At 51.7% G+C, this 11,447-nt stretch carries 14 protein-coding genes; 8 read left to right on the top strand and 6 right to left on the bottom strand.

The annotated features are described in order from the left end of the window. Window positions 1-210: 210 nt before the first annotated feature. Together ACPLJI_RS06570 and aroD are read right to left on the bottom strand one after the other, a co-directional pair. Entirely contained in the window at window positions 211-822 is a 612-nt protein-coding gene (locus ACPLJI_RS06570; RefSeq protein ID WP_424731020.1) for a S24/S26 family peptidase, read from the bottom strand. A 2-nt stretch (window positions 823-824) separates the two neighbouring features. Then, a complete protein-coding gene (gene aroD / locus ACPLJI_RS06575) occupies window positions 825-1,490 on the bottom strand; it encodes a type I 3-dehydroquinate dehydratase (RefSeq protein WP_424731021.1) in 666 nt (221 codons plus the stop codon). Between the two features lie 213 nt (window positions 1,491-1,703). Between aroD and ACPLJI_RS06580 the strand changes: the two genes are divergently transcribed. The 4 genes from ACPLJI_RS06580 (at window position 1,704) to ACPLJI_RS06595 (ending at window position 5,231) form a co-directional block, all read left to right on the top strand. After that, window positions 1,704-2,432: a hypothetical protein gene (locus ACPLJI_RS06580; RefSeq protein ID WP_424731172.1), complete on the top strand. Its 729-nt coding sequence runs from the start codon at window positions 1,704-1,706 to the stop codon at window positions 2,430-2,432. Between the two features lie 122 nt (window positions 2,433-2,554). After that, entirely contained in the window at window positions 2,555-3,424 is an 870-nt protein-coding gene (gene sucD, locus ACPLJI_RS06585) for a succinate--CoA ligase subunit alpha (RefSeq protein WP_424731171.1), read from the top strand. Continuing rightward, entirely contained in the window at window positions 3,424-4,617 is a 1,194-nt protein-coding gene (hmgA, locus tag ACPLJI_RS06590; protein ID WP_424731170.1) for a hydroxymethylglutaryl-CoA reductase (NADPH), read from the top strand. Before sucD ends, hmgA begins: the two co-directional genes overlap by 1 nt. A gap of 35 nt (window positions 4,618-4,652) precedes the next feature. Continuing rightward, window positions 4,653-5,231, top strand: coding sequence for a TIGR00267 family protein (locus ACPLJI_RS06595; RefSeq protein ID WP_424731169.1), 579 nt, complete (start codon window positions 4,653-4,655; stop codon window positions 5,229-5,231). 162 nt (window positions 5,232-5,393) lie between these two features. Here the strand turns inward: ACPLJI_RS06595 and ACPLJI_RS06600 are convergent, their stop codons facing one another. The 4 genes from ACPLJI_RS06600 to ACPLJI_RS06615 are packed head-to-tail and all read right to left on the bottom strand — an operon-like array spanning window position 5,394 to window position 7,614. Further along, complete coding sequence (locus ACPLJI_RS06600) at window positions 5,394-6,227, bottom strand: TatD family hydrolase (RefSeq protein ID WP_424731168.1); 834 nt, start codon at window positions 6,225-6,227, stop codon at window positions 5,394-5,396. A 4-nt stretch (window positions 6,228-6,231) separates the two neighbouring features. Continuing rightward, window positions 6,232-6,924 carry a DUF116 domain-containing protein gene (locus ACPLJI_RS06605; protein ID WP_424741179.1) on the bottom strand — a complete coding sequence of 231 codons (693 nt, stop codon included), beginning with the start codon at window positions 6,922-6,924 and terminating at the stop codon, window positions 6,232-6,234. 54 nt (window positions 6,925-6,978) lie between these two features. Beyond that, window positions 6,979-7,455 (bottom strand): hypothetical protein, encoded by a 477-nt coding sequence (locus tag ACPLJI_RS06610; RefSeq protein ID WP_424730476.1) that lies wholly within the window; start codon window positions 7,453-7,455, stop codon window positions 6,979-6,981. Between the two features lie 3 nt (window positions 7,456-7,458). After that, the gene (locus ACPLJI_RS06615; protein ID WP_424741180.1) at window positions 7,459-7,614 is read right to left on the bottom strand and encodes a hypothetical protein; all 156 of its coding nucleotides are present in this window, start codon (window positions 7,612-7,614) and stop codon (window positions 7,459-7,461) included. Between the two features lie 204 nt (window positions 7,615-7,818). On the opposite strand from ACPLJI_RS06615, the gene ACPLJI_RS06620 reads away from it, so the two are divergent. The 4 genes from ACPLJI_RS06620 to ACPLJI_RS06635 all read left to right on the top strand — a co-directional run bounded on the left by ACPLJI_RS06620 (window position 7,819) and on the right by ACPLJI_RS06635 (window position 11,374). Next, window positions 7,819-9,819, top strand: a complete 2,001-nt coding sequence (locus ACPLJI_RS06620) for a VWA domain-containing protein (protein WP_424730475.1) — start codon at window positions 7,819-7,821, stop codon at window positions 9,817-9,819. Window positions 9,820-9,935: 116 nt separating this feature from the next. Next, complete coding sequence (locus ACPLJI_RS06625; RefSeq protein WP_424730474.1) at window positions 9,936-10,445, top strand: DUF367 family protein; 510 nt, start codon at window positions 9,936-9,938, stop codon at window positions 10,443-10,445. 2 nt (window positions 10,446-10,447) lie between these two features. Continuing rightward, a complete protein-coding gene (locus ACPLJI_RS06630; protein ID WP_010876192.1) occupies window positions 10,448-10,594 on the top strand; it encodes a 50S ribosomal protein L40e in 147 nt (48 codons plus the stop codon). A gap of 42 nt (window positions 10,595-10,636) precedes the next feature. After that, a complete protein-coding gene (locus ACPLJI_RS06635; RefSeq protein ID WP_424730473.1) occupies window positions 10,637-11,374 on the top strand; it encodes a geranylgeranylglyceryl/heptaprenylglyceryl phosphate synthase in 738 nt (245 codons plus the stop codon). Window positions 11,375-11,447: the final 73 nt, after the last annotated feature.

Genomic DNA, 11,447 nt, shown 5'->3' on the forward strand with positions numbered 1-11,447 from the left:
GCAAGAATCTGGAGTATTCAGTTATATGGATAGGATGCACAGCGGAAGACATGATATAAGGCTTAAAACAGGGAATTAAAGGGAAATCGTGAATGCAGCAATGAGGCAGACATTCAGAACACCTGCACTGATACTCATGGCAGGTTTATTCATCAGCATCATCTTTACAGGCAGAAGACCTAAAAAAGGTTATGAATGAGGTTGTGGGCTTCAGTACTCCTTCACAACACCCACAATGGCCGACCTCGGAACCCAGGTGTTGAGGGGGGTCCTGATGATCACAGATGTCTGTGTGTAGATGCGCTCAACCCTCTTGTTGTCACTCATGAGGTACACCCTGCTGGGCTCTATCTTACCGACCCTCTTTACGATGAGGCCATAATCGGGGTGCTTGGCTATAACTATATCCCCCACCCTGTATTTGTCTGTCTTGAGCACTATGAGTTCCTGCCCATCCCTGAGTGTCGGGTACATGGAGTCACCGCTCACAACGGCTGGCATGGGGAGCTGGTCAACACCGAACTGTGACTCAATGGTAACATCAACCTTACTGTAGCCGTAGCTCCTTGCTATCTCTGTTACATTGGCCTTTATTGTTTCAACTGTACTGTCAGGGTCGTTGATGACGTCCGCCATGTATTCACCGATCTCCTGCTCCATCTCAGGGGGGGTCTTCTGGAAGAATATGGTGTCTGCCTCAACCGTGATGTTAACCCCGTCAGTCTTTATTTTGATATCAACTGAATGGGCGTTTTCAGTATAGTAAAATGCGCCTGCAAAGGCAATGAAAAGCACTGCAAGGATAATCAGAACCTTCTTCATCTTCAATCCTCCGGCATGAGTTCATCAATCATTGTCCTGGTGATACGGACGTCCATCTGTCCGGGTGCTGTTGAACGGTCCGCTGATGCAAAGGTTACTGGGGCACCGAAGAGTGCGGCTGCAACCCTCGTGTATTTCCCGGTTTCCCCCATTGATATTGCTATTGTGTTATCCTCCACTGAGAGCAGCTGGAGAACCACGAGGGTGTCTGCCATGTTTCGGGGCATAACCGCCACCTTTGCAATGTCCCCGAATTCCTTCTCCATCCGGACTATCCTCAGGAGGGCCTCCAGAGAGGGGGTTTCGTTGAAGTTATGGTAGGATATGATGCTCCCAGCGGCAGCTGCCGTGACCCTCTCTATGTATTCCGGGTCGGTGCTGAGTTCAACATCAACATAGCGGGCAACCTCAGCAGCGGACCTAAGGAGTTCTATCCTTTCAGATTCCGTGCCACTGAAGTTTCCCCCCTCCCTGGGGGACCTGTTTGTTGCTATTACAGGAAAGTCAATATCCTCTATGACACCTTTCACCTCAACCCCGGACGCCACTTTGAGGGCGTCTATTCTGAGCTCCAGGATATCGGCTCCTGCCTCAATGGCCCTTTCTGCGGATTCGATGATAGCTTCATATGTCCTCTCAAAGATGGGGACACAGATCATGGTTTCCATTTAATTATTTCTCCTTAACTTTGTGGAGTCTTGAGAACCAATAATTTACACCAGCATCTATATGTTATTTCTGGTAATTAAATTTTGCATGGGCTGGCAGCTGCCGGGCCCCCTACTCCCATCATATGCGAGGGTACCGTGTAAACCCAAACTCCAGGTTTCTGCTGTAACCTATTTATTCCCTCACCTCAAAGTAGGTATCAGGTGATTGATTTGAGGATAACTTCCATAGGTGCAGATATATCAGATAATGATACGAGCTGCAGCAGGGAACTTATAAATGCACTGGAGGCATCTATACCAGGCCTCCTTGATGCAGGTGCAGAGAGCGCAGCACTCACAAACATAACAGGTGACGATGTGGTTATAAGTGCATTTGTAGAGGATGAGATGCTGGAGGACGTGAACAGGGCGATAGTTGAGATACTCAGGGACTCATCAGAAAGCCTCGGCGACCTTGAGGGGATATCAGATGAACCTGACGGTGCAGGTGAGGGTATATCCTATGCAGAGGCACTTGTGAGGCAGGATCGTTACCCTGATGCGGTTATACTTGCATTTGACACCTATGGTGGTGAGGAATTCGTGGCTGATGTTGCAAATTCAGCCATAAAGGCTGCTGGTGGAATGGATGGCGTTACAGATGTGAGCCAGGAGATCAGGCCAGGGGTCCGCAGGATTCCAGGTGTGGGTTATGTTTCGGATAAGACCGATGACCCGGTTGTCGTGGCGACGATAGAGGATATGGAGAGTGTCGGGGTCGTGGCAGGTGCCATGCTTGGGGCAGCCCTTGGACACAAGAACGTGTACCTTGTAAGGAGGGGCTCACCCTCACATGTGATACCGGGAAGTGTAATAGTCTCTGCCACGGCATTCCTCAACGGAAACCTCATCGACCTTTCGGTGCCATTTGAGGAGAGAACCAGGATACTCATGGTCTGAACCTCTGCCGGGAGGGACCGATGGTCAGGACTTGATGTATTATCCGATCCAGCGGTGGGTTAACTGATTCATTATCACCAAGTATTTTAGATTTCACCAACATAGTATTGAGGGGATTTATCATGATACTGCTTGATGAGGATACCAGATGCCTGGTTCAGGGCATAACAGGTAAACAGGGATCATTCCATACAGAACAGATGCTTGAATACGGGACAGAGATAGTGGCCGGTGTGACACCGGGTAAGGGTGGCCAGGAGTTCCTTGGCATCGGCGTCTACAACTCTGTTGAGGAGGTCAGGGAGGAGATGGACGTCAACGCATCCATAATCTTCGTACCGGCACCATTTGCCAAGGACGCTGCCTTTGAATCCATAAGGCACCTTGACCTTGTTGTTATTATAACAGAGCACATACCGGTCCATGACTCAATGCAGATAATGGAATACGCTGATAGGATGGGTAAAACCGTTATAGGGCCCAACACCCCTGGCATAATAACTCCCGGTGTTGGTAAACTGGGTATAATGCCCACAAATATCTTCACTGAGGGTAACATAGGCATAGTCTCAAGGAGCGGGACACTGACCTATGAATTCGCCGCCCAGCTCACAGAGGCGGGCTTCGGCCAGAGCACCTGTGTGGGGATAGGGGGAGACCCGGTTACGGGCCTTGGATTTGTGGATGTCCTTGAGAGGTTTGAGGAAGACCCCCAGACCGACGCCGTTGTCCTCATAGGTGAAATAGGGGGAGACGCAGAGGAGAGGGCCGCAGAGTACATAGGTGACCACATGTCAAAGCCAGTATTTGCCTTCATCTCGGGTTCAACTGCACCTCCAGGTAAGAGGATGGGTCATGCAGGGGCCATCATAGAGGGCGGCGCAGGGACAGCCCAGAGTAAAAGGGAGGCCCTTGAAGCCGCGGGTGCTGTGGTTGTTGACAGGCCATCAGCCATAGTCAGGGAACTTAAGCGTATGAATGGGGTGCTCTGATGTCACTCATGGATGACCTCCTTGAGGGTAAAATAAAGCTCTATGAAATCGAAAGGCACGTAGCCGTTGAGGAGGCTGTCAGGATAAGAAGGGAGTTCATCGAGATGGTCTCAGGGGTCAGACTTGAGCATGTATCCCACTATACAATTGACATGGATAGGGCGTCAAGAAGGAACATTGAAAACCCCATAGGCGCCGTGCAGATTCCCCTGGGGGTCGCAGGGCCACTGAAGATCCGGGGTGAACATGCAGACGGCGATTACTATGTACCCCTTGCAACCTCAGAGGGTGCCCTGGTTGCCTCAGTCAACAGGGGGTGCTCGGTGATCACAGGGGCCGGGGGCGCAGATGTCAGGATAACAGGCGACTCTATGACAAGGGCCCCTGTAATAAGGACAGAATCCGCTGTTGAAGCTTTAAAGCTAAGAAAATGGATACAGGAGAACATCGATGCCCTCAGGGAGGAGGCGGAGTCAACAACGAGGCACGGAAAACTCATAAAGATAGACCCCATCATCGTGGCGGGACCCTACGTTTACCCCAGGTTCGTCTACACAACAGGGGATAGCATGGGGATGAACATGGTCACCATCGCCACAGAAAAGGCCCTTGAGCTTCTCACAGAGGAGACAGGCGCCCATGTGGTTGCCCTGAGTGGAAATCTCTGCACCGATAAGAAACCCGCATCCATAAACCTGGTTGAGGGGAGGGGTAAGAGCATCAGTGCGGAGGTCACAGTGCCCGGGGAGATGGTTGAGAGGGTCCTCAAGACAACACCAGGGGCTGTTGTTGAGGTTAACACCGCAAAGAACCTCCTGGGATCGGCCCTTGCAGGTAGCATGGGATTCAATGCCCACTACGCCAACATAATAGGTGCCATATTCCTTGCAACAGGACAGGATGAGGCCCATATTGTTGAGGGTAGCCTCGGGGTTACCGTTGCAGAGGAAAAAAACGGTGACCTGTACTTCTCCATCAACCTCCCTGATGTGCCCCTTGCAACGGTTGGGGGTGGCACGGGACTTGAGACAGCAGCTGAGTGCCTTGATATTATGGGTGTCCGGGGTTCTGGAGGGGTCCATGCGTTTGCAGAGATCGTAGGGGCAGCTGTCCTTGCAGGTGAACTCTCCCTGATGGGTGCCCTTGCAGCGGGCCACCTTGCACGTGCACACAGTGAACTGGGGAGGGGTTAGCCCCCATTGACTGAAATGGTAATGGATGATCAGAGATGGATATACGTGAATTTCTTCATGAGTACATCAACATGAGCCGCTATGTGGCTCTGGGGACACTTGACGGTATACTCGCTGTGATGGGTGTTACACTCACCGCCAGTGGAGTTGCAGGTGCCGGTGGGCTGAGTGTGGACAACCACCTCATAGCCCTAACAGGCCTCAGCGGGGGCGTGGCCCTTGCAATGTCCAATGCCTTCGGATCCTTCATAGGTGAAAGGGCAGAAGAAACAAGGACAATGCGTGAACTTGAGAGGAAGATGATGATGGATGAGGGTAAGCTGGATGACACCATCATCCACCAGCAGGCAAGGCGCCGCGTTTACATGAGCATGTTCACACACGGATTCTCAAGCTTCCTTGGATCCTTTGTACCTGTACTCCCATTTCTTGTGATAGCTGACAGGATGACAGCAACCCTTGTGACTGTTGTAATGTGCCTCGCGGCCCTCCTGGTCCTTGGCGTGTACCTCGGGAGGGTTTCAAGGGAGAACATCTACAGGACTAGCCTTGAGGTTGTTGTGATAGGGATTCTGATAGGCCTTGTAAGCATCTTCCTCGGGGGATCCCACTGAAAAAAAGATTTTTTGATATATTGGAGTTTTTCAGGAAAAATAACAGATTTTTTTCTTAGAATGTTTTATCAGAAAAGGGCCGGCTGATCCTTCCTGGAAACTTCGTGGAATGGTTATTCAGAAAATAAAAATTAACCGAGGATCAGAACCAGGGTCTTCAATTCATAAACCGTAGACCCTTTCAACGTTCTCCTGGTGTATCCTGTAGGCGTCCTCCTCACTGAAGATCCCCTTATTCAGGAATTCAGCTGTCCTCCTGGGGACGGTCCTGGGCCCGAGGACCGCGCCGGGTCTATTCCTGTCATCCAGGTAGTCGGTCTCCATGAGGAAGCCTGAACCCTTCCTGATACCCTCCCTTATGACATCCCCCGATGCAATGAGGGATGGTGTGAGTCCATGGTTCTCATCACTTCCTGTCAGGGGACCCGAGAAGTGCTTTATAACCATGTGCTTCTTTATACCCGCCTCAGAGGCCATCCCTGCGAATTCCCTGAACTCTTCCGGTCCAGAGGTCTCGGTGTGAAGCTGCAGGGGACATGAGGCCTCGGCTGCAAGTTCCATGGCATAAACCATCAGCCTGTTGTGGATGGCCAGCTCCTCAGGGGGGACAGGGTAGTGGGGTCTTCCGACCTCACCTATTGCAACGGCCCTTCCCTCAAGGACCAGTGACTGGGCATATTCCAGGCCCTCCCTTATCATCTCCTCGGCCCTCTCAGGGTCGCGGCCGGCCTCAAGGAGCCTTGATAGCTCTGCAGGGTGGAGTCCAACCACAGCATATGCTTCAACCTCTGTCTCCTGGTTGATGATGTCAGCGTACTTAAGCACAGCATCCATGGTTTTACGGTAGTCTGTCCCGGCGTTTAGGGTCCAGGATGGCTTGTTGGGGATCATCATCCTCCTCCCACCGGACCTCTGAAATTTAAGGGCCACGGCTTTCGGCCCCTCTCCGTTGATGGGGTCAACGTGTATGTGGTTATCGGTGATGGGTATGTCCAATCTATCACCGCTCCGGTGTTTTCTCGGGCACCTGGTTCATGCAGCCCCGTGGTCTTCTCATTTCACCTTCAAGTCCCATCTTCTCGAGGACTGCCCTGAAGTCGACCTTTGTCTTAAAGCACCCGTCCCTGAGTAGGGGGACACCCTGTGGTGTGAACCTTGAGAGCTTCATCATGGCCAGGTTGAGGTCCTGGTAGCAGGCCACCCCGAGGACCGCCTTGAATCTCCGCTCCTCCATTATCTTCTTTATGAAGGTTGATCCAGGTATCACGAAGACCGTGTACCCTATGCTCTCGGCCCGCTCCTTGATCTTACCTATTATGCAGCGGTTGCATCCCGTGCAGACGAGTCCTGTCCTGTCGAGCCTTGCCTCACATCTGGGGTTCCTGAGGCAGTGGGGCAGTACGAGTGCCTTCTCATGGGGGTCTATTGACCGGAACCTCTTCTCGTTGATCTTGTTCCTCACCTCAACCCCTATCTGGTCCACTATGCGACTGTTGAGTCCCAGTGTCTCTGAGAACTTCTTGAATGGACCGTAGAATATGTCCACTGTGATGAGAAGAAGTCTGGGGAATATCAAGCGGTCCTCATTGAGAAGTAGCCTTCCAAGGAAGAGGCTTGAGGCAAGCATCACAATGAGACCCAGACCCGCGATGAATACCAGCTGCCCGAATATCTGATAGAATTCGTTGATCATAATCATTCACGTTTATGGTTTATGTGGGAGTACCTAAAAATAGTTTCCCCCACCTCACCACTCAAGATTCTCCGTCCAGACCCTGATACCCGGTGGCGTGTTTGAGAGTTTAACCAGACCGTTCTCTGACACTATTTCCATCCCTGAGAGTTCACTGACCGAGCAGAGCAGGTGGTGGTCCGGGTGTGTGCCGGGGGTTATATCGCAGCTCAGTCTTATGGTATCTGAGACTGAGACCACCATCTTCAGCCTCCGGGACCCTGGATGGTTCTGGGGGAGAACAACCAGAGGGTTTTCAATCTCAAGGAGGAGGTAGGCGAGGGCCATTATACCCCTCCTTACCATTTCCCCTGAGCTGAATGCGGATACGACTATGAGGTCGTCGGGTTCAAGGAAGAGGGCGACCTCGTCATCCAGGGTGTTCATGAAGATGGTTCTCCTCCTGCCGGAGGGTATTATGCCAAGTGTGCCTGAATCAGACTCAACAAAGAGTATCCTGTCATCCCTCAGATTGAATTCCAGACCACTCACCCTCTAGTCTTCACATTCAACGTTATCTGACTGGCATGATGGGCAGATTATCCGCCTTCCAACACCCCTGAACTCGTTTCCACAGTCAAGGCACCTACATTTACGGGTCTTCATCTTCTTGATGTCTATATCAGCCATTGGACCTCCAACAGTGCACATATCTATCACCAGTTTAATTTGTCTTCAGCATCCCTTATCTACTTTATCCAGGGGATTCCTACACCGGACACCTATTTTAATACCATTATCTAGCTTATCCAGATTGATTCCTACATCAAAACCCCATTTTAATACCATTCCAGGTAAAAACTTATTATTGAGAATAAAGATAGAATTATATGGTTATAAAGACCAGGTGAGTTAATGAAGAACCTTATTTTTCCATTCACAGCTATAGTTGGACAGGAGAGGGTGAAAAAGGCCCTCATACTCAATGCAATAAACCCCCGGATAGGCGGTGTCCTCATAAAGGGTGATAAGGGTACAGGCAAGACAACCGCCGTGAGGGCCCTGGCAGACCTTCTTCCATCCCTGCGGACAGTTAAGGGCTGCCCCTTCAACTGCGACCCTGATGAACCTGAAGAGGCATGTGAGGCGTGCCGTTCAGGTGACCTGGAGGTGGAGTACCGGAAGATGCGGGTGGTTGAACTCCCCCTGGGTGCAACAGAGGACAGGGTGGTTGGATCCCTTGACATAGGAAAGGCTCTCACAGAGGGTATAAAGGCCCTTGAGCCGGGTATACTTGCAGAGGCCAACAGGAACATACTCTACGTTGACGAGATAAACCTGCTGGACGACCACCTGGTGGATGTCCTGCTTGATGCGGCGGCCTACGGTGTAAACACAGTTGAGAGGGAGGGGATATCCCTTCAGCACCCATCAAGGTTCATCCTGGTCGGAACCATGAACCCTGCTGAGGGTGAACTCCGGCCCCAGCTTTCAGACAGGATAGGCATACACATAAATGTTGGCACGGTCACCGACATCAGGCAGAGGATCCTTATAATGAAGCGGAGGGATGAATTCGAGGATGACCCTGAGGGATTCATTGAGAGGTTCGCTGATAGTCAGCTGGAACTCAGGGAGAGGATAGTGGAGGCCAGGAAGCTCCTTCCAGCTGTCACAATTGACGATGACCTCCTTGAGCTGATAGCAAGGGTCTGTGTCGATGCAGGGGTCGATGGGCACCGATCCGATATTGCAATCGTGAGGACCTCAAAGGCAATAGCGGCCTTCAACGGCAGGAGGAGGGTCCATGAGGAGGACGTGGAGGAGGCCATAATACTCGTTCTGGGTGAAAGGATACCTGGAAGGACCTATAACCGTGAGAACACCAGGAGGGAGATGCAGAGGGCCCGTGAGGAGATGGAGCGTGAAAGAGAGTCAGAGGAGTCCGAACCGGGAAGCAACAACTCAGGCAGTGACTCAGGTGAGGGTGCAGAGGATGAAACCCCCTCAGAGGGATCACATGGGGATGGTAGCATTGGAGATTCAGGGGCCTCACCAGCGGCATCATCCATGGGGGCCCTTGCCGCTGATGTGGAGGGCAGGGAACCTGAAGCTGAGGACATGGAAGTTGATATAAAGAAGCTCCTCAGGATCCGGGGCAAGAAGAAGGAGCGCCTCTACGGTTCAAGGGTTGAGTCAAAGACCACGAAGGGAAGGTACGTGAAGAGCAGGTTCCCCAGGGGCTCAGGTGATGTTGCCGTTGACGCCACGCTGAGGGCCGCAGCCTCAAGGGGGGAGCTTAAGATAGAACCCGGCGATATAAGGGAGAAGATACGCAAGCACGGTGCAAGGGCATCGATCGTTCTGGTGGTGGATATAAGCGGATCCATGTTCTCTGAGAAGAAGGCTGCCAGGGTCAAGGGCCTCATAGAGAGGTTCATAGAGGACGCCCAGAGGCATAGGGACAGGATAAGTGTCGTGGGGTTCCGGGGAAGGGATGCAAAGGTTATAATACCCTCAACAGCCAGGGCATCATCATTCAGGGATACGGTTGACAGCATAAAGGTTGGTGGCACAACACCAATGGCACAGGGCATAAAGAGGGGTCTTGAGATACTCAGGGAGGAGAAGAAACACAGCGAGTACGTCCCCTTCATGGTTATCCTCAGTGACGGGATGCCAAATGTTGGGGTTGAGAGGAACCCCAAGAGGGAGGCGGTTGAGGCAGCAGCCAGGCTCAGGGAGGAGGATATACCCTCCGCTGTCATAAACTTCGAGCAGGGCTCAAGGGGTGGAAGGGACCTCAACATGGAGATAGCCCTGGCATCAGGTGGCAGCTACTATGACCTCCATGACCTCGAGGACCCATCCATCGCTGTTCCAGGGATAATGAAGCATGAGAGGGAGATGTTCTAGCAGAGGTCACTCCGGGATCCCACTGAGGGGCATGAGAGGGAGATGTTCTGGCAGAGGTCACTCCGGGATCCCACCCATCCAAATTATTTATACGTGGACATTCCAATATCACCGTGATGAGAATCGTGGTATACCATGCAGAGGAGTGTGACAGGAAGAAGTGCACCAGCCTCAAACTCGGCAGGAAGGGAAAATTTAAAATAGTAAATAGTCTCAATCAGTTACCCAGAGGTGCACTTGTCCTCAACCCTTTTTCTGAGAAGGCAGTCTCACCTGAGGACCGTGACATGGTCATGAGGAGGGGCATCGTTGCCCTGGACTGCTCATGGAAAAAGGTCAGAAAGTCATCGGTCATATTCCAGACCGCAGGGAACCACAGGTCGCTGCCGTTCCTGGTGGCCGCAAACCCCACCAACTATGGAAAGCCCTGCATACTATCAACTGCGGAGGCCGTGGCGGCAACCCTTTATATAGTTGGACTGAAAGATATAGCGTCTGACATCATGTCCTACTTCAAGTGGGGTCCACACTTCCTGGACCTCAACCGTGAACTTCTTGAAGCTTACTCCCGGGCTAGGGATAGCCTTGAGGTTGTTGAGATTCAGAACAAATACATAGGAGGCTAATTATGGCAAGATTTGAGGAAGCAGAAAACAGACTATTCAATATCAAGATCTGCCTTAAATGTAACGCCAGGAACCCACCAACTGCAAAGACATGCAGGAAGTGCGGTTACAAGGGATTAAGGTACAAGGCAAAGGAACCAAGGGGTTAAACAGCCCCGCTCCCCCATTTATTACTTTTCTGAGTGTTCAAAATGAAGGTTGAAGATTATTTCCATGATATTCTTGGGGAGAGGAAGATACACCTTACCCTCATCGACCCTGAGGAGCAGACCCCTGAAGAGGCCGTTGAAATCGCAGAGGCCGCAATAAGGGGTGGTACCGATGGTATAATGCTCGGGGGGTCAACCACCGATTCCAGTGAACTCGATGCCACAGCAGGGGCTCTGAGGGAGAACATAGATGTCCCGATAATACTTTTTCCTGGTAACACCACAGGTGTCAGCCGCCATGCAGATGCGATATTCTTCATGAGTCTCCTCAACTCAAACAACCCCTACTGGATAATAGGTGCCCAGGCACTCGGTGCACCAGCCGTTAAGAAGATGGGGATAGAGGCCCTGCCAATGGGTTACCTTGTGGTTGAACCAGGGGGTACAGTGGGCTGGGTCGGAGACACCAAGCCTGTCCCGAGAAACAAGCCGGACATTGCGGCGGCATATGCCATGGCCGCAGAGTTCCTGGGTATGAGGCTCTTCTACCTTGAGGCGGGTTCAGGGGCACCACAGCATGTGCCTGAGGAGATGATATCCATTGTTAAGAGATGCACAGATCAGATACTCATAGTGGGCGGGGGTATAAGGACAGGTGCGGATGCCGCACGGGTTGCAGGTGCAGGTGCAGATGTAATAGTCACGGGTACGGTTGTTGAGAACAGTTCAAACGTTGAGGACAAGATCCGGGAGATCGTTGAGGGTATGGGGTCCCTCTGATTTTAAGTATTTTTGATCAGATATTCGTAATCTAAAAGTTCCAGTATTTCTTTTTCGTCTGGGTGTTCTTGTT

Origin of the sequence: Methanothermobacter sp. (genome assembly GCF_049720995.1) — an archaeon.
Taxonomy (GTDB): Archaea; Methanobacteriota; Methanobacteria; order Methanobacteriales; family Methanothermobacteraceae; genus Methanothermobacter.